The organism is Corynebacterium sp. MSK150, from assembly GCF_030229215.1.
Taxonomy (GTDB): Bacteria; Actinomycetota; Actinomycetes; order Mycobacteriales; family Mycobacteriaceae; genus Corynebacterium.
The window spans coordinates 102,279-126,875 of the sequence record NZ_JASPHM010000002.1 but is presented as its reverse complement, the minus strand read 5'-3'; the positions used below and the strand labels follow the sequence as shown (position 1 = coordinate 126,875).

Sequence of the window (24,597 nt, the reverse complement as noted above, 5' to 3'; positions counted from 1 at the left end):
GGGCTAGCTACTAAGGTATGGATCATGAATTTCGACGCCTCCCGCATGCTCGCCTTCGACCTTGAGACCACCTCGGCCAACCCTAAAGAAGCCCGCATTGTTACCTCTGCCCTAGTCCGCATTGACGGCCGCGATGTGCAAAAAGTAGAGCACCTTGCCGATCCCGGAATCGAAATTCCGCAGGAAGCGACCAATGTCCACGGAATCACTACGGAAAAGGCTCGCGCCGAGGGTCGCCCGCACGAGGAGGTTCTAAAAGATACGGTCGACGCAATCAAGGCCGCCTGGGAGGATGGCCTCACGCTGATCGTCTACAACGCAGCATTTGATCTCACCGTATTGCGCAGCCTGACCGGAGATTTTACGGTGACCGGCCCGGTCTATGACCCCTACGTGATTGACCGTGTCAGCGATAAATGGCGCAAGGGCAAGCGCACCCTCGGCGCCGTCTGCGAGCACTATGGCGTTGAGCTTGGCAATGCCCACGAAGCTACTGCCGACGCCCTCGCCGCCGCCCGCGTGGCGTGGAAGCAGGTTCGCCAGCACTACCCCAACCTGGCACAGATGGATGAGAACGAACTCATGGAATTCCAGGCCGTCAAGTGGTACGAGGACCGTATCGCCTTCAAGAAGTACTTGGAAGGCAAGGGCCGCGATGCCTCGGATGTCTCGACGGCGTGGCCGCTGATTTCTTAAACCCGTTGCCAAAGTTCTAGAGTTTTGGAATTCTAGAACTATGGAATCTATAGAATCCCGAGTTTTAGCCCTCGAGAAGCGCGTCGCCAAGCTCGAACAACCCATACCGGCCCCAGTAGAAGCTTCCGCAGGCGATTCCACCATGTGGCTTGCGGACGCCCTCGAGCCTTCTGAAGAGCTTCCCGAGGGGTCCGTAATCTTTGGCGGCAACCTCACTATCGGCGAGAGCTCTTATACCTACCAATGGCAGCGACCAACTGGGGCAGTAGCCAATGGAGACTGGTCCGAAAACCTCGATCGCCTTGCTGCTCTGGCCCACCCCAATCGTGGCGAGATCCTGCGCCGACTCCTTACCGCACCGGCCAGCGCCACAGAACTTGTCGAAGAAGAAATCGTCACTTCCACCGGCACGGCCTATCACCACCTCAGCGCCCTCACTAGCGCGGGTTGGACCACCAAAACAGGCGGAAAATTCGCACTTCGCCCTGCCCGAGTGGTTCCCCTCCTGACCATCATTACCGCAAGCGAGGCTCACTAATGCGCAGAATAGCCCTCGCCGCCGTCGTAGCCGTGGTATCGGCCGCCTTCTTACTCATCGTTGGACCCCAGCGAATCTCGATAGCCGATACCGCAACCGGAGATCCAGAACTCTCCACACACCTACGGGAACACTCGGTAGCTGGTTTCAACAACCTCACAGCCTTCACACTTGATCAGGGAAAGGCCACCTTCGCCGGACTCGGCGCCAATGAACACACCGAAGTAGAGATCGGTTCTGTCACCAAGATGTTCACCGGAGAAATTGCCCACCAACTAGTAGAAGAGGGAAAAATTCGCCTCGACACCACGATGGGTGAAGTCCTCGAGGTCGGTGACTCACCAGTCTCCGACGTAACAATTCGGGAGCTACTCGATCACACCTCGGGTTTGCCCAGACAGGCAAAAGCCATGACTTTCTCTTCTGCTGTCTCTAGCATCACCGGTTCAAACCCGTACGCAGGTGTATCCACACAAGATATCGTAGATTCAGCAACCGAATCGAAGCTTGCAGATCGTGGCACAGAATCCTATTCCAATTTGGGATACGCGCTACTCGGCCACGCATTAGAAACGGCTGCCGATACGCCATACGAACAATTGCTCCACGAGAGAATCCTAAAGCCCGCCGGAATGAAGGAAACCTACCTCATGACACCAGGTTCCGTCCCCGACAATGCCCCTCGCGGACTCACAGCCGCAGGCCGAGAAGCTGAACCTTGGGAAATGGAAGGTTGCTCCGCCGCAGCGGGAGCTCTTCGGTCCACTGCCCATGACATGGCGGCTTTCGCTACATGGTTTATGGAACATGGCGACACTAGCTATGGATGGCAGAAGAATGATGACGGCAAGAGCTTTTGGCACAACGGCGGCACCTACGGCTACTCCACAATGCTCATCATTGACCCGAAGGAAAATCGCGCAGCCTTCGCAAATAATGACTCGCCGGCGGGAACTGAAGACCTCACAGAAGCGCTTTTCGAGAGGATTTAGGAAACCACAATGCTCCTCACGTTAATCCCTGCCGCTATCACCGCGTTCGAGCTTTGGTCTGCATGGAAGACCCTCAGGAAGCCAGTTTCCTGCCCTATGCTGGTTATAGACGCAATCTTCACAATCGCCATCATTACGCTCGTCGGCATTGCAATGCCGTGGTACAGAGCAGTAGATTTTGGATGGTGGTACGCATTTGTAGCCGCTGGCTCTCTCCATATCGGTGCCATCGCCTGGGGCCTAAGCTCTCTCCACACCAGGAAACTTACAAAGTCTCCCAAATCTCCACTTCGAGCCGAAAGTCTCCCAAATCTCCGACAAGACCGGTTACACTAGCCGCATGGACAATCCATTCCGCCCGACATTCGGCGCCCCTCCCCTGTTCTGGGTCGGCCGCGGCGTCGTGCTCGATAGTTTCCGCACCGCCCTGGATGGCTCGGCAGGCAATGCCTCCCGCTCCATGGTGCTAAGCGGCGCTAGGGGCATCGGCAAAACGGTCCTCATCAACGAGTTGGAAGACATTGCTGAAGCGCGCGGTTGGGTAACGCTACGTGCCTCCGGGCGCTCCACCATGGTGGAGGAACTGGTCAACACCACGATTCCGAGGCTTCTCGAGCGGCTCTCACCCAGCGATAAGAAGAAGGTCAGCCGCATCGGCATCGGCGGCGTAGGATCGATTGGCTTCGACCACCAGAAGGAAGACCGCTTCACCCCCACGTTGAATACCCGTCTACGCGAGCTTTCCGCCGAGCTGAACGGCACCGGCATCCTCCTTACCATCGATGAGGTCCAAGACGCCGACGTCGAAGAGCTCACCACCATCGCCGTGGCCTACCAAGACTTGGTGCGCGATGAAATCGACATCGCCTTGGTGGCCGCTGGCCTGCCGCAGGGGGTCAACCACTTGCTGGACCTGCCCGGGGTAACCTTCCTGCGCCGAGCCCAGAAATTCGTGCTCGGCCCCTTGTCGCCGGCCAATGCAGAGCAGGCGCTCGAGCATACAGCCTCGGGCTCAGGGCTGGAGTTCAGCCACGAAGCGATTACGGACGCCGCCGCGCTCACCCGCGGCTACCCCTACCTCGTGCAATTAGTCGGCTCACTGGCATGGGAGCGCAGTCGCCGGAACCAAGAAAACGGCATTTCCCAGCAGACAATCGCCACAATCGCCCCTGATGCAATATCAATCATGGGCGCGCAGGTGCACCAACCTGCGACGCTAGCCCTGCCGCCGGCGCAGCGGGAGTTCCTGGAAGCGATGGCCGCAGTCGAAGTCGATGGCATCGCCACCATCGCAGACATCGCGGGCCACATGGACCGGACGGTGCGCTCCTTATCGGCCACCCGCCAGCGGCTTATCGACGCCGACCTCATCGAACCCACCGCACATGGCAAGCTGCGCTACGTCATCCCCTATATGGGCGAATACTTCACCACCACGGATAGCCGCGGTCGCGTCGATTAAAGATCGCCGGCGTCGCGGATGAGGATTCCCGCCACCTCAGCGGCAAAAGAATAGCTGTGCGCGGCCTTTTCCACCGGCCACGGGAAGATATCAACCTGCCCTGGAATTCGCTCCCGAGACAATCCCATGCGGTCGAAGTGATGCGCAATAGAAATAGCCTCCGTGCGAGCATCGTGCCCTGCCACGCCGAGACCAATGCGAGCGCCGCCATCAATCCACTGCCCCAAGCCATCGAGATGCTCGGGCGAGGCTAGACCAGCGAAATCGAGCAACACCGTCTTCGCTGCTACTTCCCATAGTGGCTCGCGAAGCCGTAGGTAGTCCGCGCTAAATTCCGCCAACGCCGCATTGACCTGGTCCGCGGGAACAGCCCTAATCGTATCGAAGTCGGTGGTGCCTGGCAGGGTGCCCGAAAGGACGTCGGCAAGCAGGGGCTCGTCCAGCTGCACTCGCACTTTTGCCCCAAAGCGCTGTGCCACCTGCGCCGTGTGTTCCTGAATTCCGGCCAACAGCGCACCACACAGGTCCCGGAAAGCGCCCGAATCAGTAATCGCGCGGTGCCCGTTTCCTAGCTCCACAGCGGCCGCCAAACTCCACGGGCCTACCGCTTGGACCTTGATACGGGGAACTGACTCGCCCCACACCTCCTGAATCTCGTCTAGGTCCCGGCTCATCTGGTCGCCAATCCGATGCGAGATGAGCTGCGGCCGATCACTGAGCACCCACGAGCGCGGTCCGCGGTCAATGGAGACTGCTTCCAACAAGCCCGCTGTTCGCCCAATGGCCCCAGCGTGAATCCCGCGGTCCGGCAACTGCGGAAGGTGCGGGAGACCACCCGTCTCACCCATCACGATGTCTGCCGCCTCACTCATGGAGTATCCCGGCATAGGGCCTAAGCCAAAAGCGTCCATATTCACCTCGGCGCTAGTATTATTTCTCAGAATTATCTATTCGATACGCGACGTATCACTTGGAAAGGAACCTTACTATGGGCGTGGAAAAATACTCCGGCTGGACCTTCTACAACGAGTGCGACATCCCTCAGGACATCTCCACTGTCTTGGCTGAACAGGAATATCCTGTCTGCGCCTTCAAGACCGTCCGCGATGCCGCCGTATTTACCAATAGGCGCCTCATCATCCGCGATGCGCAAGGCCTGACAGGCAATAAGGTAGAGATGTATTCCCTGCCTTATTCCTCCATCAACATGTGGTCCACGGAAAACGCGGGAAAGCTCCTTGACGTCAATGCCGAACTGCAGCTGTGGACCAAGGCCGGCGAATTCAAAATCAACATTGGCCCCAATATCGATGTCCGAGCGCTAGATCGGCTCATCGCCAACTGCGTGCTTATTTAGTTCCGCAGATGGTGCCGGAGCCGATGACGATGTCTCCCAACTCGTCCGGCGAAGGCAAATACAGCACCGCCGCTTGGCCGCGGGCGACACCAGATAACGGCTCCTTGAGTTCGAGGCGCATCTCGTCCGCCTCGCGGTCAACGTGGGCGGTACATGGCACCACGGAGCCGTGTGCGCGCACCTGAACCTCGCACTCGAAATCCCCATCCATGCCCGGGTGGAGGTACTTCAGGCGATCGGCCTGAATCGAGGTTACGGCCAAGTCCTCGCGGGCACCGACGGTAACCGTGCCGGTAGCAGCATCAATATCGGTGACGTAGCGAGGGCGGCCGTCGGCAGCCGGCGCCTTGATGTCCAGGCCCTTGCGCTGGCCGATGGTGTAGTTCCACGCGCCATCGTGCTCCTTGAGCTCCGTACCCTCTTGATCCACGATCATGCCGGGGCGCAGCCCAATGCGGGCACCCAAAAAGGCCTGCGTATTGCCGTCTGGAATAAAGCAGATGTCATAGGAATCCGGCTTCTTCGCGGTGGAAAAGCCATGCGCCGCTGCCTCTTCGCGGATCTGTGGCTTAGGGGTGTCGCCGATGGGGAAAAAGCAATGCTTCAACTCTTCGGCCGAGATCACGCCGAGCACATAAGACTGATCCTTATTCTCGTCCAAGGACCGGCGCATATAGCCGTCCTCATCGATGGTGGCGTAGTGCCCCGTCGCAACCGCATCGAAGCCAAGCGCCATGCCCTTTTGCAGCAGTGCCCGGAACTTAATCTTCTCGTTGCAGCGCAAGCAGGGATTGGGCGTCTCGCCGCGGGCGTAGGAATCCACGAAGTCCGTGATGACCTCTTCTTTGAATTCTTCCGAAAAGTCCCACACATAAAATGGAATGCCCAGCTTATCGCAGATGCGACGGGCGTCGGCCGAATCCTCCAACGAGCAGCAACCACGTGCCTTTTCCCTAGTCTGCTGCGCGTCTTTGTGCAGCGCGAGGTGAACGCCAATCACCTCGTGGCCGGCTTCTACTGCGCGGGCGGCGGCAACCGATGAGTCCACGCCGCCGGACATGGCAACCAATACTCGCATTGTGCTCCCCATTTCACCTTGACTACAGGCCCGAAAGTCTACTCCCTAGCCCCAACGCGGCTTAAATCGAATCCATTCCCTAAGCTTGGGTGACATGGGCAGAAAGCGAGCTTCCACCGACCCGGGAATCACCGGCACCTACAACATTTCTACCGGCACGGCCGAGGTGGTGCCGGATGAGTTTCGCGACGGTGCCTATATTCTCAACGTTAATGGCGTGCCGAGCAGCCACATTGTGCTAGGTGAGCCGGAGGAGCTGGAGTTTGAGTACATGCGCTGGATTGCGGCAGCGGTTGAGCACCTCAATACTCGGCCCTCAAATAAGCTCCGCGTCACCCACCTAGGTGGCGCGGGATGCTCGCTTCCGCGCTATTTTGCCAGCAAGCTTCCGGGCAGCCGCCACACAGTGGTGGAGTTGGACGCCAAGTTGGGCGAGTTGGTGCGTACGCTTTTCGACGTCCCCCGTTCCCTCACCGTCAAGATCCGTGCCGGCGAGGCCCGCAAAGAAACCGAGGGGTTCCTTCCGTCCAGCCGCGACATCATCATCCGCGATGTCTTTGCCGGCGACAAGACACCAGCCAACCTCACCACCGTGGAGTTCTTTCAGGCTGCTAAGCAGTCGCTGGCGCCGGGTGGCCTCTACGTAGCCAACTGCGGCGACCATTCCGATCTACAGCTGGCAAAGAGCGAGCTGGCGGGCCTAGATAAAGTATTTGACCACCTCTCCGTCATCGCGGACCCACCGATGCTCAAGGGCCGGCGCTACGGAAACATCATCCTGGTGGCCTCAGATACAGAAATGCCAGCCGAGGGCTCCATGGAAGCCGCCCAGCTGGCAAAGGCACTCCTTGGCGGGGCCGTGCCCGCCCATTACAAAGACGAGTCCTGGACCCGCGCGTTTTTCACCGGTGCTACTGCAGCACGCGATTAAGCAGCGTAGCTACCTGACCCGCATCGAAATCGGGAACGTCAGCGCCGGCGTTCTTGGCGGCATTCTTAGCTTCCGATACCTCCGACTCGGAGACGTTGCCAGATTTCACGTTGTTTACGTGACCGGCATTGTCCAGCAGGATAGCTAGGTCGCTGACGGAGAAGTTGCCCTTGGCCATATCGCCTAGGTCCTCCACCGGAAGAGCATCCTTGTCCTTAAGGGTCTTGACGAAGCCAGCCAGGCCCTCCGCCGCTTGGGGATCGAGGCCGGACTTTTCGGCGGCGTCGGCAAGCTGCGGCAATGCAATCAACCCCGCCGCCAGTGCCAAAATAGCACCGATGAGCGGCGTACTATCGGAGCTCAAGTCAAGCCCATCGCTGACAACCAGCTGCTCTAGCGCGCCGCCGACGTCGACGTAGTTGCCGTCACTGAAAGACTGCAACTGCTGCTTGGAACCATTAAACAGGTTCATGTCGACGTCGGTAGAAATGCCTGCTACCTTGCCAGAACCAGAACGCTGCCAGAAGGAAAGTTCCTTCCATCCGCCCACCGCTTCAGGCGCCTGGTCCTGATAAGCCGCAAGCCACAGTGGCATATCCGAGAACTTCTGGGAGTTATTCATCTGCCCCATCCAGAAGTACTTGTAGGTGTAGATCATGGGCGTGCGGCCGGTAAGACGCTTGAGCTCGCTAGTAAATTCTTCAATCCACTGCTCCAGCTGCGCCGCGGACTTTCCTTCCGCCACCTCTATATCAAGTGCAGGAGGCAATGTCTGATCCGGGGCAAGGGCGATCTGCGCGGCAAAATTGGCCGCTTGAGTCTTGGCATCGCCAGCCGGACGTGCATAGTGGTACGCACCAGTCTTGAGTCCAGCCGCATTAGCCGCCTGAATATCCTCTACATAGTGTGGGTTTACCCAATCCCCACCTTCGGTAGCCTTCACAAATGCAAAGGACTGGCCGTCGGACCGCACTTTAGACCAATCGATGGGCGTGCCGCCCGGATGCTGGTGCGCCGCCACGTCAACGCCCTTTGGCGCACCAAAGTTCACCGCCTGGGCAACAGCGGTTCCACTTACAGCTAGTGCAGCCACGGTGACCACCGCAGTAATGCTCTTTCGGAGTGCCTTCTTTGAAGTCATGCGCGTGAGTCTAGCAACGCCTTCACTCCCACCACATCTTTAACACGCACCACTTGAGATATTTTTCTTTACTTCCGTTTCCCCCTTCTGGGAATACAACCTTTTAGAACACATATTTGCTCATAACCCTTGCGGAGCGGCAGGGCACAGCTTAAAATGAACACCATGAAACTACGCACACTAGTTCTACTATTCGGGGGATTTAATCTTGGACACCTACTACATAGTCAATGACCCCAACGATCCGATAGCAGTAAAAGCCACAGAAATAAGAAAACAAGAATACCTATTCTGGAATGAGGCGAAGCCAGAACTAGAAGAAGATTTCGATATATCTTGCCACACACTTTCCACCCGCACCGGTTTAAGCGAGCGGCGCACGCGAGACATAATAATGGCCCTATATCGACTCACAGAGCTACCACTCACAAAGGCACTCCAGGAAACCTATTACTTCCTGGATTTCTCTCGGCTTATTACTATCGACGCCGTGCTTAGCAAGCTGGGTGACATCCCGACCGAAATTCTCGAGCGGATAGACCAAGAGCTTGCGCGTTACCTAACCCCCACGAAGCCCGGCCAAGTACTGCCTTCGAATACGAATTTGCGGCGAAAACTAAATGGCCTCATCGCTGTTGAGGACTCACACTCCAATGAAGATACAGAGCCTGATGCAGGGAACGACTCCTATTTCACCTACCACAGTTTCGGCGGCAAGGCCGGGCTAGCAGCGGAATTCGATGAAGCTACCATGCTAGCCATCGATGAACACGTCAGTAAGGCAGCCGAAGAGCATAATCTCACCAAAGCTGAAGCCCTAGCCAAGTTGATTCTGGGCAAAATTGAGTCGCGGGCAAAAGTGGTTCTTCATATGTACCGAGCCCACGACCAGGAGGCTGCTCCCGCATTTATCCGGGGATTCGGATGGGTAAGCCCTGAGACCGCTGACAGTCTGCGTCCCACGCAGACGCGGGATATGGACCTTGCAAAAAGGATGGAGAGCGAAAGCTACGTTACTCCCCCGCTCATTGGCGCCTACGTAGAAGGCCGCGATGGCGTGTGCCGCTGGCCAGGTTGTAATCGCCCCGCAGAAAACTGCCAAAAGGACCACCGGATTGACCATGCACAGGGAGGGAAAACGGCGGGAAGCAACTTGGCATCGCTTTGCCAGCACCACCACAACATCAAGACCGATGGTGGTGCCTTCTACATCATGGATCCGCATACTGGGGACATAGTGTGGCTCTTTGACGATGGCCGCTGGGAATACGACGAGCCCCAAGGACCGCTAGCGCCCAAGAACAAGAACTGGGCGCTAACGGTTGGCCAAGCTATCGCCGCTCGGCGGGCGGCGGCGAAGGAAAGGAATGATAGCTAGACGGAACGGGCTCGGGAAATGATCTCCGGAAGATGAGCCAAGACGTAGTCAACGTCCTCTTCCGAAGTAAGCCTGCCGAGAGTAAAGCGCAGGGAACCGATTCCTTCCGCCTCACTTACGCCCATTGCCTCGAGGACATGAGACATGCGGTTTACCCCTGCGCTGCAAGCACTGCCGGTAGAGGCCTCGATCTGCAATGAATCCAGAAGCATGATGAGGCTATCGCCGTCAGCACCGGGGAAAGAGACGTGCAGGTGGGAAGGCAGGCACGGCTCGGCGGAATTGACCACTACGTCATCGATGGTGGCGAGAATTCCGTCGCGCAGCTTGTTGCGGAGAGCAGCTATTCGCTCACCCTGGGCAGTGATTTCGGAGACTGATTCCTCCAACGCCGCAGCAAGACCGGATGCGCTCGCGACATCCACGGTGCCAGGGCGGATGCCCCGTTCTTGGCCGCCGCCGTAGGCAATCGGCTGTGGCGCGGGGCTCCGCTTGGCCAAAAGCAGACCGATGCCGCGGGGGCCGCCGAACTTGTGGGCGCTGGCGGCGAGGCTGGTGATCCCTAGCGAGGAAAAGTTGATGGGAACTTTGCCCACGGCTTGGACCGCGTCGACGTGCACGGGCGTGCCTGTCGCATTCGCTCGGGCTGCGATCTCTTCGATGGGCTGAATGGCGCCGGTTTCGTTGTTGGCCCACATGCAGGTAGCGACGTCGGCAAGCGTGTTTAGGGCAGACAGATCTGCGATGTGCCCAGAACGGTCGACGGGAAGGATATCGACGGCTGCTCCGGTTTTCTCCAGCTTAGAGACGGTATCGCGCACGGCCGGGTGCTCAATATCGGTAGAAATAATGCGGTTTGTTTGCCCAGCCGCGTAGAGCCCCTGGATGGCGATATTGTCCGCTTCGGTGCCAGAAGAAGTAAAGATGACTTCGATGGGCTCGCAACCGAGGAGGGAAGCGACCTTCTCGCGGGCATCATCCAGCACGGACCGAGCCTTGCGGCCAGAACCATACTGCGCGCCGGAATTGAGGGAGCCGGCCGCCGCCACCCACGCGTCAATTGCGCTCTGGCGCATCGGCTGGGTAGCGGCATAGTCAAAGTAGTGCGGCATTACTGGCGCGCCTTCAGTTCCTCGGTCAGGGCTGGTGCGATTTCATGCAGGTCGCCCACGACGCCGAGATCAGCGATCTGGAAGAACGGCTCATCCTGGTCTTGGTTGACTACCACAATGGTGCCGGAAGTCTGCATGCCAGAGGTGTGCTGGATAGCGCCAGAGATACCCAAGCCGATGTAGAGGTCGGGCGAGACGGTAACACCGGTCTGGCCGATCTGATAGGCGGCGTCATAAAAGCCTTCATCGACGGCGTCGCGGGTGGCGCCGACTGCGGCCCCGAGGGCGTCGGCAAGCGGCTCGACGACGGCGCCGAACTCGTCGCCCACGCCACGGCCGCCGGCGACGACTGCCTTGGCCTCGGTAATTTCCGGTCGTGCGGACTTCTGAGCCGGAGTAAAGGAAGTTACCTTGACGTCTTTAGCCGTGGCGGCCGGCAACGGCATCGGCGCCGGCTGTGCCTCCACCTGCTGTGGCGCAGCCTCAACCGCACCCGGGCGAAGGGTATAGATCGGGCACTGACCAGCGGCGGTAGAGGTGGTCTCATAGGAACCACCGAAAATGCTCATCTGGGCGGAGCCATCGGCGGCGATGCCATTGACATTGACCAGTGCGCCAGAGGCGAGGCGAGCTGCGAGACGGCCGGCAATCTCGTTATTGGCCGGAGTTGCGGCCAGCACGATGGGCGCTGGGTTCGCAGCGCCAAGCGCATGCAGGGCATCGACCTCAGGGGTAAGGAAACGCTGGTCATAATCCTCGGCCGTTGCCTGAACTACCTGTGCGGCGCCGAGGGCAGCAAGGTCGGCATCGAACTTATCGGCCTGGTTGCCGACGACCACTGCGGACACCGTACCCAATTCCCGCGCGGCCGTAATCAGCTCGCCGGTAACGGGAAGGAGGTTGTCCGCGTCGTGCTCAACTAGTACGTAAACGTGCGACATATCTACTCCTAAATCAAGTTCTTTGCGGACAGGAAATCAGCGATCTTCTTCGCTGCATCTTGCGGGTTGGGCTCCGAAATAACTTCGCCGGCGGTGCGCGGTGGGCGCTTCTCAGCGGCCGAGACAGAGGTCGTCGGCGCGATGGCCTCGATGCCCAGGTCAGCCAGGGTGAAGGTGGTGATTTCCGCCTTCTTAGCTGCCATCAGGCCCTTGAAATTGGGGAATCGTGGCTTGTCACTCTTATCGTTCACCGTAACGATCGCCGGCAGTGGCGCCTCGAGTTCCCAGGTGCCGCGCGCGTCATCACGGGTGCCCTGCACGGTGCCGTCAGCTAGCTCTACTTTGTGCAAGCCGGTAAGGGCCGGCAGCTGGCGGTATTCGGCAAGAAGGCCGGCAAGCAGGCCGGTGGAGGCATCGGATGCCTCGGTGCCGGCGGTGATCAGCTGGACGTCGTCAAGCTTATTGAGCGCGGCGTTGAGGGTCCACGCGGTCGATAGCGCGTCCGCTCCGGCCAAGGAATCATCGGAGACGAGCACGGCATCGTCGGCGCCCATAGCCAAAGCCTTACGCAGTGCCTCGTCGGCCTGGGCCGGCCCCATCGTCAGTGCTACGACTTTGTAGCCCGCATCGGGGTTATTGTCGCGCAGTCGCAGGGCTTGTTCCACGGAGTACTCATTAACCTCATCAATGACGTTATCCACGGAGGTGCGATCCAGGGTGTGGTCATCGTTCAAAGACTTGGTAGACCACGTATCCGGCACGTGTTTGACCAGAGCCACAATAGTTGGCATTGGGCACTCACCTTTCCGATATATTTATGTTGCGTAATTATCCTCGGACGATGATACTCGGGGTTGACACAGCAAGGCGATTCCCTGTGAGCCAATTCGCGTAATGATGACCGCAAAAGGTTTCGATCCCTTCAGCTTCATCTTCTTCCGTAGCTGGTCAGGGTCCACCTCTACCCCGCGTACAAGGATTTCTAGGCTTCCCGCGTCATAGGATTTAAGTACGGATTTTAATCTTTTTAGGGGTACTTCTTCTATGAAAGGAAATCCCGAAGTTCCCTCCGGAATCCTCTCTCCTGTCAGGTATGCGATGCGCGGATCGATTTGATGCAACCCTTCCCTGGCCGCGTAGTGCTGGACCAACCCCGCTCGAACGATGGCCCCATCCGGATCGATAAGGTAACTGCCAATGTCCCCAGCATCGGGTAGGTTGTCTGCGTGGTCATCGAGGACATCTAACTTGCCTCCGCGAATCACCACTGCCCTTCGGCCGTTACCAAGGCCTGGGGTATAAAGGCAGGCTTCTTTTACCCCGCCATCGACGCTCGCGACGGTGACGAGGCCGTCCCACTCGCTGAAATCAAGGCCAGGCGCGCACTTGATGGCCAGTTCCTTGTCGCGATGCTTTTCGACGACCTCCGGGAGCGGTGGCACCAAATCCTCCGGCCGCGTGATTCGCCTGCCACCGGCGCGGCGGGCCGGGTCTGCAAGGAGAACATCGGCAGTGGTAGTAGTCGTCAGCGCATCCGCGCGGAAAATCTTGGCGGAGGAGAGATTGTGCCTCGCCATTCTTACCCGTGATTCATCCAGGTCAGAGCCACAATAGTCGAGCGGAGACTTATAGCCTTCCGTGCCGATGGAACAGGTGACGTCGTGGACGCTGCGCACGCCCTGTTCGGCGAGGAAATTCGTCCGATACGCCGCCACTTCAATGGGGGTTGCTTGCTGGGCGGAGTCGGCGTCCATAAGCCAATCGTGCGGGAGCTTGCCGGAACTGCGGGCGATTACCAGCTCCATGACCGCGCGGCCATACTCACCAAACTTAGCTTTGAGGATTTCAGTGTCTTTGAGCCGAGAAGCCTTGGTTAAGGTGAGGTCGAGGTGTGCTATTTCCTCTTGATGTTCGGCAAGGAAGTCGACTTCTGCGGGGGTATAACTCATATTCGGTCTAAAGGGGTGGTGGAAAAGAATTCGCGGTAACGGGGGTCTTCGCGTGGATCCCCAATGACGGGGCGCAGGTCCGAAAAGGACGCATCATCTAGGACCTCTTGGACGGAGGAATACTTGCTCAACCTTTGCATCTGTGCCCACGTGGGGATGACAAGGCGCACCAACCCGGCGCGCCAGCCGTCCAGGATGAGCTGCGGGGGGAACCATCCGGCATCGTCTGCTTCATCGGTATCCCCATCTGGTTCTTGGCCGGAGGGCAACACCCCAACGAAGAAGAAGGTGTCGAACCAATGGCTTTTCCCCTTTCCTACCCAGCGCGCCCAAGGAAGAAGCATATCGGCGTCGACCCGCATTCCGTTATTGCTGAGGAATTCGGTAAAGGAAATGGTGTGGTTTTCGAGGAGTTTTCGCTCTTTGTGATAGCGCCGCGCATTGGAGACGATACCGTCCTCGCGGATGGCGAAAAGGGTGCCGGCCTCTTCGAAGAGCTCGCGGGCAGCGGCGAAAACGAGGGCGTGGGCTTTGTACTTGGTCACGCCCATCCGGCGGGCCATGGAGATGACAGACTTTCCGGCCCACAGCTCGCCCGAGTCCCAGGCACGCGGCGGAAAGTCACGTGGGTCTACACCGCCGCCCGGAAATACTGAATGCCCCGGGTAGTTATGCATGGTGTGGACGCGCTCTTGTACCCACACTTCAAGACCGTCAGCGCCGTCCCGCAGTAGCAGGACGGTTGCCGCCAAGCGCCCACCGTGGAAGCCGGTGGTATCGCTGGCGTCAATGGCATCGAGACGGTCATGAAAAGGATTGGTCATAGAGAAGCTCGGCGGGCAAAGTATCGCTGTCCAATGCGGTCCACCTGAATGGGCTGGTGGAAGGCGCGAGTCAGATTTTCGGAGGTGAGGACGGAATTAATCAGCCCTTTTGCCACAGCTTTACCCTCATCCAATAGCATGGCGTGGGTGAAGCCATAGGGAATCTCCTCCACGTGGTGGGTGATCATGACAATCGCTGGGGCATCGGGATCCATAGCTAGATTTCCAAGGTAGCCCACGAGGTCTTCGCGGCCTCCCAGGTCCATGCCTGCGGACGGCTCATCGAGGATGAGCAACTCCGGGTTAGACATGAGAGCGCGAGCGAGGACGACGCGCTTCTTTTCACCCTCAGACAGGGTTCCCCAGGTGCGCTCTTTGAGGTGGGTGGCGCCGACTTGGGCCAAGATGTCATCCGCGCGGGAAAAATCCATGTCCTGGTATTCTTCCCGCCAGCGGCCTAGCACTGCGTAACCGGCGGAGACAACTAGATCGTCTACCCGCTCAGTGTCCGGGATGCGCGATTGCACCGCCGCGGAGGAGATGCCGATAAGCGCGCGCAGATCGCGCATGTCGGTTTTGCCGATTTGCTCCCCCATCACAAAGGCGGTGCCTTTCGAGGGGAACTCTTCGGCCGCGGCCATGCGCACCAGCGAGGTCTTGCCCGCGCCATTGGGGCCGATAATGACCCAGCGCTCATCGAGCTCTACTTGCCAATCCACGGGTCCGACGAGGGTCTTGCCGCCGCGGCGCAGTTCGACGCCGCGAAAATCTACGAGCCAATCTTGATCAGTGGGAGTTACGTCGTTCACGCCTTCCATTGTGACTGATTTGTTCTTTGCCCGGTGAAATTGACACAGCTGCATTAGTCTTATGGGCATGACTACTCGCCTTGGTATTGACGATGTCCGCCCGCTTATCTCCGCCGGTTCTGTAGCCTCCAAAGCCGTTGTAGGCGAGGTAATTCCTGTCACCGCCCTAGTCTGGCGCGAGGGCCACGACGCGGTCTCGGCAACCCTGTCTGCGTGGGCGGCACGGACCACGGCTACCTCCTCCGTCACCATGCAGGTCGACCCTAATGACCAAGATCGCGTACACGGCGTATTTACCCCGGGCACCCAAGGCACCTGGTACTTCCGCGTCGATGCCTGGTCCGATCCCATCGCCACGTGGAAGAACGCGGTAACCAAGAAGATGGCGGCTGGGCAATCGACTGCTGAGCTTGCCAATGACCTGCAGCATGGCGCAGAGTTGTTTTCTCGCGCGGCTCTGCAAACCCCGTCGGATGTGGTGGAACCGCTCTTTGTGGCTGCTCGGGATTTGGAGGATGAGTCCTTGGACGTCGATAAGCGCGTGCAGGTAGCGCTCTCGGAGGAAGTAGCAGGCATCCTGCACTCGCATCCCTTGCGCGACCTGCTGGTAGAGGGCGCAATCCACGAGGTATATGTGGAGCGCCGGGCCGCACTCTATAACTCGTGGTACGAGCTTTTTCCCCGCTCCACGGGAGGCTGGGATGAAGAGGGAAATCCAGTCCACGGCACTTTTGACACCACTGCCAAGGCACTGGAGCGGGTGGCCGATATGGGCTTCGATACGGTGTACTTTCCGCCCATTCATCCCATCGGCAAGGTACACCGCAAGGGAAAGAATAATTCGGTCGTTGCCGAGCCCGGCGATGTGGGAAGCCCCTGGGCCATCCAGGACCACTCCACCACCCATCCGGACTTGGGCACCATGGAGGATTTCAAGAAACTAGTCTCCCGCGCCCAAGAACTCGGCCTAGAGGTAGCGCTCGATTTCGCTCTTCAAGCATCGCCAGACCATCCGTGGGCGAAGAGCCACCCAGAATTTTTCACCGTCCTTCCGGATGGCACCATCGCCTACGCCGAGAACCCGCCGAAGAAGTATCAGGATATCTATCCGCTGAACTTCGATAACGCTCCTGATGCCATCTACCACGAGATCTATGAGACCTTGATGATTTGGGTCGAAGCCGGTGTGAGTACTTTCCGCGTGGATAACCCGCACACCAAGCCGGCAAATTTTTGGAACTGGCTGATTACCCGCGTGCACGCCACCCATCCGGATGTCATCTTCTTGGCTGAGGCCTTTACCCGCGCGCCTCGCCTCTTCGGTCTAGCGAAGGCGGGGTTTTCCCAGTCCTATACCTATTTCACCTGGCAAACCTCCAAGCACGAGCTCACCCAATTTGGCCAGATGCACGTCGACCAAGCAGATATCTGCCGCCCCAACCTCTTTGTTAATACCCCGGATATCCTGCACGAGTCCCTGCAGACCGGCGGGCGTGCTATGTTCGCCATTCGCGCGGTCCTAGCCGCCACCATGTCGCCTCTATGGGGCGTGTACTCCGGCTTTGAGCTCTACGAGCACACCCCAGTAGCCCCAGGCTCCGAGGAATATCTCGACTCTGAGAAGTACGAACTGCGCCCGCGCGATTTTGCGGCGGCGGCTGCGTCGGGAGATTCCCTTGAGTCCTATATCCGGCTGCTCAACCAGATCCGCCGCGATAATCCCGCTTTGCAGCAACTGCGCACCCTGCGGTTCCATGACACCGACAATGAAGCCATCATTGCCTATTCCAAGGCGGATCCGGCCACCGGCAATGTAGTCCTCGTCGTGGTCAACCTAGATCCGCGCAACGCGCAGGAAGCCACCGTGACGGTAGATATGCAGGCTATCGGCCGCCACCCCGGCGAGTCCTATACCGTCCAGGACACGATTACCGGCTCTGCCTACCACTGGTCCGAGCGCAACTTTGTGCGCCTAGAGCCGCTTCGCGACGTCGCCCATGTCTTCGTCCTTCCCCCTGCCGACCACGCCCTCCAGGAACAGCTCACCTGGCGCGTAGTTAGCGACTATCGCCCGTAAACATTCGCCCACCCGACCGCACCCGAACTAGGTACTGTGATTGTATGACTATCCCGGCCGCTGACCTCGCTCACCTCAATGACTGCCGCCACCATGACCCGCACGGTTTCTACGGCTGGCACGAAGGTACCGTCCGCACCCGCCAACCAGGCGCTTGCGAGGTGCAGCTTCACACTCCCACGCAATCCGTGTCCATGGAATTGGTGGGCGATGACATCTGGGAGGCGGAAATTGGCGATAACTGCGATTACCGCTTAGAAATCTCCTATCCGGAGGCCCCTACCCGCACCGTGGCAGACGGCTATCACTTCCTTCCCACGGTGGGCTCGCTGGATCTGCACCTGATTGGGGAAGGCCGACACGAGCGCCTCTGGGATGTCCTCGGCGCCAACCTGCGTTCCTATGACACTGAGATGGGTACCGTGTCCGGCGTCTCCTTTGCCGTGTGGGCACCCAATGCCCAGGGCGTTGCCGTCGTGGGCGATTTCTGTGGCTGGAACCCCACCCAGTATCCGATGCGTTCGCTTGGCTCTACCGGCGTCTGGGAGGTCTTTGTTCCTGGTATCGGTGCTGGCGAGCACTATAAGTTTGCTATCTTTAGCCACGAGGGCCGCAAGGACAAGGCCGATCCCCTAGCCAAGCGCACCGCCTGCCCGCCGGAGACGGACTCTATCGTGGATTCCACCAGCTTCGCCTGGTCCGATTCCGCCTGGATGGACAAGCGCACCGGCAACCTCGATTTGCCTATGAGCATCTATGAGGTCCACGTTGGCTCGTGGAAGGTTGGCGCCGACTACAACCGCTTGCGCGAGGAGCTCATCCCATACCTCAAGGAGCACGGTTTCACCCACGTCGAGCTCTTGCCCGTGGCCGAGCATCCCTTCGGCGGGTCCTGGGGATACCAAGTCTCTGGCTATTACTCGCCTTCTGCGCGCTGGGGCTCGCCGGATGAATTCCGAGAACTGGTCAATGCCCTGCACAAGAATGGCATCGGCGTCATCGTGGACTGGGTGCCGGCACACTTCCCCAAGGATGATTGGGCCCTTGGTCGCTTCGACGGCCAGGCTCTCTACGAGCACCCCGATCCCCGCCGCGGCGAGCAGGCCGATTGGGGCACCTATGTCTTTGACTTCGGCCGCAATGAGGTCCGCAATTTCCTCGTGGCCAACGCCCTATACTGGGCCGAAGAATTCCACATCGACGGCCTGCGCGTAGACGCCGTGGCTTCCATGCTCTACCTGGACTATTCCCGCGATGAGTGGCTGCCCAACCAATATGGTGGCCGCGAGAACCTCGAGGCGGTGCAATTCCTCCAGGAAACCAACGCCACCCTCAACCGCACGCATCCAGGCGTGCTCACCATCGCCGAGGAATCCACTTCCTGGCCGGGCGTTACCGCCCCCACCTCTGAAAACGGCCTGGGCTTTTCCCTGAAGTGGAATATGGGCTGGATGAATGACACCTTGGAGTACTTCAAGCACGAGCCCATTCACCGTTCCTATCACCACGGCGAGCTCACCTTCTCCATGGTCTATGCCTACTCCGAGCGCTACGTACTGCCGTTTAGCCACGACGAAGTTGTGCACGGCAAAGGCTCGCTGTGGGAGCGCATGCCTGGCGACGACTGGAATAAGGCCGCCGGACTCCGCGCCCTCTATGGCTACATGTTCTCCCACCCCGGCAAGAACCTGCTCTTCATGGGCCAGGAATTTGGCCAGACTACCGAGTGGGCCGAGGGGCATTCCGTGGACTGGGGTAACCTCCACGGTTGGGGTAGCGAATGGCACCAGGGCATCAAGCGCCTCATACGTGATATTAACCTCGTCTACCGCGATACCCCAGCACTGTGGAGCCAGGATTTCAGCGAGGACGGCTTCCAATGGGTCAAGGCGGATGATTCGAATAATAACGTGCTCGGCTACGTCCGCTACGGCGCAGACGGCTCTGCCCTGCTCACCCTGTGCAACCTTTCTGGTTCTTCCATCCCCAACTATGGCCTCTGGGTTCCACACGACGGCGAATGGCAGATGGTGCTCAACACCGATAACGCCGTCTACGAAGGCGCTGGGAACCCACTTCCCCAGCGCATCCGCGTGGAGAACAACTCCACGACGCTGCATCTGCCGGCCAATTCCGTGCAGTGGTATGTCTTGGAAGGCTAAAGAGCTACCGCTGCGCGCGCACGAACTCCGCCACGCGGGCATCGATGTCATCGCGCAGCGCGTCCATGCGCTCTTCCCCTTCCAATCCGCGTAGCGATGGATCCTCAATGTCCCACCGTTGCGCTGGGCCATCGTAATCCGCATCGCCTACCACCACCACGTGGTCAACAGTTGCGGCAATCTGGGGATCCACGAGAGTGGGCGTACCCGACATCTCTACTCCCACCTTCACCAGGGAAGCTTTCGCCTCTTTGTTGATTCCCTGCTTGACGTGCTCATCGGTAGTTTGCACGCCAGCAGAGTAAATATCCCAATCTGGTGCATGTTTGAGGGCGAGTGCTGCTGCCATTTGCGACTTGCCTCGGTTGGTATTGCAAAGAAAAAGCACTGAAGTCATGCTTTCCCATGCTACCCAAGCTAGTACAGGGCGCTCGCCAACTTGGTGCGCGCCTCCAGGACGCGTGGGTCATTGCCTTCAAAGAGCCCAAAGAGCTCCAGCAGGCGCTCGCGTACGCGGGACTTCTCGTCGCCGGCCGTTGTCTTCATCGTCTCAATGAGGCGATCAAAGGCCTTTTCTGGGGCTCCGGCTACCACCTCGGCGTCGGCAGCCCGCATTTGCTTATCGACGTCCCCTTTATCCCCTTCCGCGGCCGCAATCGGGTCCTCGGTCTGGTTGGCAGGGTCGAGGCGCTTGAGCAAGACTGTGGTGTCGCGCGCCTGCTTAATCTGCACATTATCGGGCTCAGATTCCAAGATGGAGTTGTAGACGTTGAGAGCGCCATCAAAGTCGCCGGCGTTCAAGGAGCTTTCTGCTTCCTGAAGGCGCGGATCCTCTTCTTCCTCCTGCGGCTGTTCCGATGCCTCATTGCCTTGCAGGCCCTTCAGCTGTGGGCCGACATTTTGCACCAAGGTATCGACCCACTGCTTTAGGGCTTCTTTGGGTTGCGCACCCTCAAAGTTCGTCAGCGGCTGGCCAGCGCCCAATGCCACCACGGTTGGCAAATTCTTAACGCCAAAGGCCTGCGCAACCTGCGGAGTAGCATCCGCATCCACGTAAGCAACCAAGAAACTCAAGTTTCCTTGCGCGGCCAAATCCGCAAGGTCTGTCTTCAACTGCTCCGACTGGGTGGAGCGAGCAGTACCGATGAGGACCACGACCGGAACTTCCGTAGACCGGCGAACCACGTCCTGGTCGAAGTTGGCCTCGGTCACCGTGAAGAAGGGCTGGACGCCGCCCGCATTCGCCTGCGGCGACTCCTGCGCCTTCTGCCGGGCCTCAGCTCGCGCCTTGACCTGGCTGAGGTCAAGTGCTCCTCCTACATAAGCATTATTTGGTGAAGTCATCTAGTCCTCCTTTGCAAGGCGGCGGTTAACCGCATCTACCTTGTCCGTTAGCTGATTAGTTACGCCTTCGCGGATATCGGCTTTGACCACCAAAGAAGTGCGCGGGGATACCGCACGCACTGCATCGGTGGCCTTCTTAATCGTGTCAAAGACCTCGTCCCATTCGCCTTCTAGCAAGGTGAACATGGCATTGGTCTCGTTGGGCAGGCCGGATTCGCGGACTACGCGCACGGCCTCGGACACGGCGTCGGCCATTTCTTGGGAGTCATTATTGACCACCGCAGGGGCTACAGAAAATGCAACAATCATGCCCGCTAGTCTACCTACGCTCCCAGCAGTGGCGGTGCCAGTGCCGGCGATCGTCGCCCTGGCGGCCCACGTCCCGCGGCCAGGCGACGATGTGTGCCACCCCGGGTGGAATGTTCTGGTTACACCCCGGGCACACGTAATACTTCTGGGCCCGAGCAGAACCGATATGCCGCATGACATAGGGCTCGCCGTGCGTCCAACTTGGCCCCTCGACCGTTTGCGAACCTAGAAAGGTTGAACCGTCTTTGGGCAGGGACCGGACTTCCACGGGTTTGCGCCTATTTCGCCGTGGCATTAGAACAGTCGCAATTCGTTCGACTCGAGCCCGCGTAGCTCCTGGTAATCCAGTACCACGCACCGAATGCCGCGGTCCTCAGCCAAGGTACGTGCCTGCGGCTTGATTTCCTGGGCTGCGAATACACCGGACACAGGAGCGAGAAGCTCATCGCGGTTGAGCAGCTCCAGATATCGTGTCAGCTGCTCAACGCCATCAATGCCGCCGCGGCGCTTTACCTCGATGGCGACGTTATTATTGTTCTCATCCTTAGCCATGATATCCACAGGACCGATGGCCGTGGGATATTCGCGGCGCACCAATGTGTAGCGCTCGCCCAAGGTATCAATCTGGTCTGCCAAGAGCTCTTGAAGGTGAGCCTCGACGCCATCCTTGACTAGGCCTGGATCCTCACCCATGTCATAGGAGATTTCTTCATGAATCTCGGCAATGGTGATGCGCAACTGCTCGCCCTTGGGGTTTTCCACCAGCCACAAGATTTCGCCTGTGTCTTCGCCGTCGAGGTCCTCAATCGCGGACTCCTTCAGGGTGCACGGGGGTGTCATCCAGTTAAGTGGCTTATAAGCGCGGTCGTCGGCATGCACGGACACGGAACCGTCCGCTTTGACGATGAGCAGGCGGTCTGCCATCGGCAGGTGGGCATCCAAGCGGCCCACGTAATCTACTGAGCATCGGGCGATTACTAAACGCATGTTCTCTACCCTAGCGGGTGGAGCTATCGCTTGGATTGACGGGTAGCGCGTTCGCGCAGTTCCCGGAAGTCAAAGCGCTGCTGGCGCTTGGACGGAGCGGCCTCTACCCACGCCCCGAAGGCCATGATTCCGTGGGCGTCCGACGCCAGTTCATATTCTCTTCCCTTGGCCCGAAAGCGAACGACTTCGGTGGCAGCGGACATAAAAGAAGCCTCGTCATCATCAAGCGGGCGGGTGCTCACTACTTCGATGTCGAGGCGGTTGATGCGCAGATCGCAGCGCGGAGAGACAGAACGGAGCTTGAAATACTCCACAAATTCGCCTTCATAACGCAACGAACCATGGCGCCAGGAAAGGGAATTCTTAGCCGGAACTCGGCGCAGGAGGACGGAAGTACCGCGCGATCGCACGGTGAAAAAGCGAAGCGCAGCCAAAAAAATAACTAGCAGCAGGGCCACTCCAAGGGCCCACAGAAGCACTGCAACCACCGTTGAATTCATGGGCCTTTCACGCCATCCTCGCTCTGTGGAGAAACTGATTCTTTGGATTGTAGCGCCTTGAAGGGCCCACACGCCAATAAGAAAAGGCAAAGAAAAAACGAAGAAGGCGCACCGGCTATAAACCGATGCGCCTTAAGAGAGCAGGAAGGGCGGCTATTGCTGCCCTCTCCTACCAATCCAAGGTATTAAGCCTTGGCGCGGCGAACTGCACGCTGTGCGGCCTCGCCACGGGACTTGGTGAGCTCGTGCTCAGAAGCGAAATCCTTCTGAGCCTTCTCCTCATCCACCTCATCGGACCAGATGGCCCAATCAGCGAGGACGGTGATCTTGTCCTGGGTAACGGAGAGGAAACCACCCTGCACGGCGGCGACGCGGCGCTCGCCGTCCACTGGGTGGATGGTCACCACGCCATTATCGATCAACTGACCGATCATTGGCTCGTGACCGGGAAGCACGCCGATCTCACCCTCGGTGGTCTCAGCCGTGACCATGGAGGCCTGTCCAGACCACAGCAGGCGCTCGACGGAAACCAATTCGGCGGTGATGTCAGCCATGTGCCTCTCCCTACTTCTCGTTCAACTTCTTGTATGCAGCCTCGACGTCGTCCAAGCCACCCAAGCCGTTGAAGGCCTGCTCTGGGTAGTGGTCAAACTCGCCATCGCAGATGCGCTCGAAGGCATCGATGGTCTCAGACAGCGGCACGTAGGAGCCCGGCAGGCCGGTGAACTTCTGTGCGACGAAGAAGTTCTGGCCCAAGAAGCGCTCGATACGGCGGGCACGCTGAACGGTGACCTTGTCCTCCTCAGACAGCTCGTCCATACCAAGGATGGCGATGATGTCCTGGAGTTCCTTGTTCTTCTGCAGAATACCGATGACGCGCTGTGCAACCTCGTAGTGCTTCTCGCCAACGATACCCGGCTCGAGGATACGAGAGGTAGAGGTCAGCGGGTTCACTGCTGGGTAAATACCCTTGGAAGCAATAGCACGGTCCAGCTCGGTGGTGGCGTCCAAGTGAGCGAACGTCGTAGCCGGAGCAGGGTCGGTGTAGTCATCGGCAGGAACGTAAACGGCCTGCAGGGACGTAATGGAACGGCCCTTGGTCGAGGTAATGCGCTCCTGCAGAACACCCATCTCATCAGCCAGGGTTGGCTGGTAGCCCACAGCGGAAGGCATACGACCCAGCAGGGTCGAAACCTCGGAGCCGGCCTGGGTGAAGCGGAAGATGTTGTCGATGAACAGCAGCACGTCCTGGTTCTGCACATCGCGGAAGTACTCCGCCATGGTCAAGCCGGACAGAGCCACGCGCATACGGACTCCTGGCGGCTCATCCATCTGGCCGAAGACAAGTGCGGTATCTTGCAGCACGCCCATCTCTTCCATCTCCAGGAAGAGGTCGGTGCCCTCACGGGTGCGCTCGCCGACGCCGGCGAAGACGGAGGTACCAGAGAACTCACGGGCGATACGGGTAATCATCTCCTGAATGAGAACGGTCTTACCCACACCTGCGCCACCGAAGAGGCCAATCTTGCCGCCCTTAACGTACGGGGTCAGCAGGTCAATGACCTTAATGCCGGTCTCCAGAATCTCGGTCTTACCCTCGAGCTGGTCGAACGCTGGCGGCTCGCGGTGGATGCCCCACTGCTCACCATCGCGGCCGAGACCCGGCTCGTCGAGGCAGTCACCGAGGGCGTTGAAGACGTGGCCCTTGACGACGTCGCCGACCGGCACGGAAATTGGCTTTCCGGAGTCGATGACCTCGGCACCGCGGACGAGGCCGTCGGTCGGTGCCATGGAGACGGTACGGACAAGGTTGTCACCGAGGTGCTGAGCGACCTCGAGGGTGACGGTCTTTGCAACAGCTTCGAGCTTAATGTCGACGTGCAGTGCGTTGTACAGGGCCGGCAGTGCCTCACGTGGGAATTCCACGTCCACAACCGGACCGATGACGCGCACGACACGACCGGCGACTGCCGAAGACTGTGCATTCTGCTCTTGCAGAGCTGTAGTCAT

Annotated in this window: 26 protein-coding genes; 9 read left to right on the top strand and 17 right to left on the bottom strand. The window is 59.0% G+C overall.

Annotation, left to right across the window (positions count from 1 at the left end; translation table 11 throughout):
• Window positions 1–24 precede the first annotated feature (24 nt).
• From QP941_RS01795 to QP941_RS01780, 4 genes are all read left to right on the top strand, one after another.
• A complete protein-coding gene (locus tag QP941_RS01795; protein ID WP_284867791.1) occupies window positions 25–696 on the top strand; it encodes a 3'-5' exonuclease in 672 nt (223 codons plus the stop codon).
• Window positions 697–736: 40 nt separating this feature from the next.
• A complete protein-coding gene (locus QP941_RS01790) occupies window positions 737–1,234 on the top strand; it encodes an ArsR/SmtB family transcription factor (RefSeq protein ID WP_284766257.1) in 498 nt (165 codons plus the stop codon).
• Entirely contained in the window at window positions 1,234–2,226 is a 993-nt protein-coding gene (locus QP941_RS01785; protein ID WP_284766258.1) for a serine hydrolase domain-containing protein, read from the top strand. The genes QP941_RS01790 and QP941_RS01785 overlap by 1 nt, the downstream gene beginning before the upstream one ends.
• Before the next feature lie 340 nt (window positions 2,227–2,566).
• The gene (locus tag QP941_RS01780; protein ID WP_284867790.1) at window positions 2,567–3,688 is read left to right on the top strand and encodes an ATP-binding protein; all 1,122 of its coding nucleotides are present in this window, start codon (window positions 2,567–2,569) and stop codon (window positions 3,686–3,688) included.
• On the opposite strand, the gene QP941_RS01775 is transcribed toward QP941_RS01780, so the two are convergent.
• Window positions 3,685–4,599, bottom strand: a complete 915-nt coding sequence (locus QP941_RS01775; protein ID WP_284867789.1) for a uroporphyrinogen decarboxylase/cobalamine-independent methonine synthase family protein — start codon at window positions 4,597–4,599, stop codon at window positions 3,685–3,687. The two genes, QP941_RS01780 and QP941_RS01775, sit on opposite strands and share 4 nt — an antisense overlap.
• Before the next feature lie 77 nt (window positions 4,600–4,676).
• Here QP941_RS01775 and QP941_RS01770 point away from each other — a divergent pair, with 77 nt between their 5' ends.
• Window positions 4,677–5,045: a PH domain-containing protein gene (locus QP941_RS01770; RefSeq protein ID WP_284867788.1), complete on the top strand. Its 369-nt coding sequence runs from the start codon at window positions 4,677–4,679 to the stop codon at window positions 5,043–5,045.
• Here the strand turns inward: QP941_RS01770 and mnmA are convergent.
• Window positions 5,038–6,123, bottom strand: a complete 1,086-nt coding sequence (gene mnmA / locus QP941_RS01765; protein ID WP_284867787.1) for a tRNA 2-thiouridine(34) synthase MnmA — start codon at window positions 6,121–6,123, stop codon at window positions 5,038–5,040. The genes QP941_RS01770 and mnmA overlap by 8 nt on opposite strands.
• A gap of 94 nt (window positions 6,124–6,217) precedes the next feature.
• On the opposite strand from mnmA, the gene QP941_RS01760 reads away from it, so the two are divergent.
• Window positions 6,218–7,054, top strand: coding sequence for a spermidine synthase (locus tag QP941_RS01760; protein ID WP_284867786.1), 837 nt, complete (start codon window positions 6,218–6,220; stop codon window positions 7,052–7,054).
• Here the strand turns inward: QP941_RS01760 and QP941_RS01755 are convergent.
• A complete protein-coding gene (locus tag QP941_RS01755) occupies window positions 7,035–8,195 on the bottom strand; it encodes a glycoside hydrolase family 25 protein (RefSeq protein WP_284867785.1) in 1,161 nt (386 codons plus the stop codon). The two genes, QP941_RS01760 and QP941_RS01755, sit on opposite strands and share 20 nt — an antisense overlap.
• A 208-nt stretch (window positions 8,196–8,403) precedes the next feature.
• On the opposite strand from QP941_RS01755, the gene QP941_RS01750 reads away from it, so the two are divergent.
• A complete protein-coding gene (locus tag QP941_RS01750) occupies window positions 8,404–9,573 on the top strand; it encodes an HNH endonuclease signature motif containing protein (protein WP_284867784.1) in 1,170 nt (389 codons plus the stop codon).
• On the opposite strand, the gene QP941_RS01745 is transcribed toward QP941_RS01750, so the two are convergent.
• Genes QP941_RS01745 through QP941_RS01720 form a run of 6 tightly spaced genes read right to left on the bottom strand, consistent with a single transcriptional unit; the run spans window position 9,570 to window position 15,217 of the window.
• Window positions 9,570–10,685 carry a cysteine desulfurase family protein gene (locus QP941_RS01745; protein ID WP_284766265.1) on the bottom strand — a complete coding sequence of 372 codons (1,116 nt, stop codon included), beginning with the start codon at window positions 10,683–10,685 and terminating at the stop codon, window positions 9,570–9,572. The genes QP941_RS01750 and QP941_RS01745 overlap by 4 nt on opposite strands.
• Window positions 10,685–11,626: an electron transfer flavoprotein subunit alpha/FixB family protein gene (locus tag QP941_RS01740; protein ID WP_284867783.1), complete on the bottom strand. Its 942-nt coding sequence runs from the start codon at window positions 11,624–11,626 to the stop codon at window positions 10,685–10,687. The genes QP941_RS01745 and QP941_RS01740 overlap by 1 nt, the downstream gene beginning before the upstream one ends.
• A gap of 8 nt (window positions 11,627–11,634) precedes the next feature.
• A complete protein-coding gene (locus QP941_RS01735; protein WP_225747081.1) occupies window positions 11,635–12,417 on the bottom strand; it encodes an electron transfer flavoprotein subunit beta/FixA family protein in 783 nt (260 codons plus the stop codon).
• Between the two features lie 24 nt (window positions 12,418–12,441).
• Window positions 12,442–13,575 (bottom strand): THUMP-like domain-containing protein, encoded by a 1,134-nt coding sequence (locus QP941_RS01730; RefSeq protein WP_284867782.1) that lies wholly within the window; start codon window positions 13,573–13,575, stop codon window positions 12,442–12,444.
• Window positions 13,572–14,399, bottom strand: coding sequence for an NUDIX hydrolase (locus tag QP941_RS01725; protein WP_284867781.1), 828 nt, complete (start codon window positions 14,397–14,399; stop codon window positions 13,572–13,574). Before QP941_RS01725 ends, QP941_RS01730 begins: the two co-directional genes overlap by 4 nt.
• The gene (locus QP941_RS01720; RefSeq protein ID WP_284867865.1) at window positions 14,396–15,217 is read right to left on the bottom strand and encodes an ABC transporter ATP-binding protein; all 822 of its coding nucleotides are present in this window, start codon (window positions 15,215–15,217) and stop codon (window positions 14,396–14,398) included. The genes QP941_RS01725 and QP941_RS01720 overlap by 4 nt, the downstream gene beginning before the upstream one ends.
• A gap of 58 nt (window positions 15,218–15,275) precedes the next feature.
• On the opposite strand from QP941_RS01720, the gene QP941_RS01715 reads away from it, so the two are divergent.
• Window positions 15,276–17,285 (top strand): maltotransferase domain-containing protein, encoded by a 2,010-nt coding sequence (locus QP941_RS01715; RefSeq protein WP_284867780.1) that lies wholly within the window; start codon window positions 15,276–15,278, stop codon window positions 17,283–17,285.
• Between the two features lie 44 nt (window positions 17,286–17,329).
• On the top strand, window positions 17,330–19,447 hold the full coding sequence (glgB, locus tag QP941_RS01710) for a 1,4-alpha-glucan branching protein GlgB (RefSeq protein WP_284867779.1): 2,118 nt from the start codon (window positions 17,330–17,332) through the stop codon (window positions 19,445–19,447).
• 4 nt (window positions 19,448–19,451) lie between these two features.
• Here the strand turns inward: glgB and QP941_RS01705 are convergent, their stop codons facing one another.
• From QP941_RS01705 to atpD, 8 genes are all read right to left on the bottom strand, one after another.
• On the bottom strand, window positions 19,452–19,844 hold the full coding sequence (locus QP941_RS01705) for an arsenate reductase/protein-tyrosine-phosphatase family protein (RefSeq protein WP_284867778.1): 393 nt from the start codon (window positions 19,842–19,844) through the stop codon (window positions 19,452–19,454).
• Window positions 19,845–19,864: 20 nt separating this feature from the next.
• Window positions 19,865–20,791, bottom strand: coding sequence for a tetratricopeptide repeat protein (locus QP941_RS01700; RefSeq protein WP_284867777.1), 927 nt, complete (start codon window positions 20,789–20,791; stop codon window positions 19,865–19,867).
• Entirely contained in the window at window positions 20,792–21,100 is a 309-nt protein-coding gene (locus QP941_RS01695) for a thiamine-binding protein (RefSeq protein ID WP_005323373.1), read from the bottom strand. It lies immediately after the preceding gene.
• A 10-nt stretch (window positions 21,101–21,110) separates the two neighbouring features.
• On the bottom strand, window positions 21,111–21,395 hold the full coding sequence (locus QP941_RS01690; protein ID WP_284766272.1) for an Rv1322 family protein: 285 nt from the start codon (window positions 21,393–21,395) through the stop codon (window positions 21,111–21,113).
• Entirely contained in the window at window positions 21,395–22,087 is a 693-nt protein-coding gene (gene nucS / locus QP941_RS01685) for an endonuclease NucS (RefSeq protein ID WP_250410351.1), read from the bottom strand. The genes QP941_RS01690 and nucS overlap by 1 nt, the downstream gene beginning before the upstream one ends.
• Window positions 22,088–22,110: 23 nt before the next feature.
• Window positions 22,111–22,587, bottom strand: a complete 477-nt coding sequence (locus tag QP941_RS01680) for a DUF2550 domain-containing protein (RefSeq protein WP_239277971.1) — start codon at window positions 22,585–22,587, stop codon at window positions 22,111–22,113.
• A 185-nt stretch (window positions 22,588–22,772) separates the two neighbouring features.
• The gene (locus QP941_RS01675) at window positions 22,773–23,141 is read right to left on the bottom strand and encodes a F0F1 ATP synthase subunit epsilon (RefSeq protein ID WP_238801023.1); all 369 of its coding nucleotides are present in this window, start codon (window positions 23,139–23,141) and stop codon (window positions 22,773–22,775) included.
• A gap of 10 nt (window positions 23,142–23,151) precedes the next feature.
• Window positions 23,152–24,597, bottom strand: coding sequence for a F0F1 ATP synthase subunit beta (atpD, locus tag QP941_RS01670; protein WP_049361377.1), 1,446 nt, complete (start codon window positions 24,595–24,597; stop codon window positions 23,152–23,154).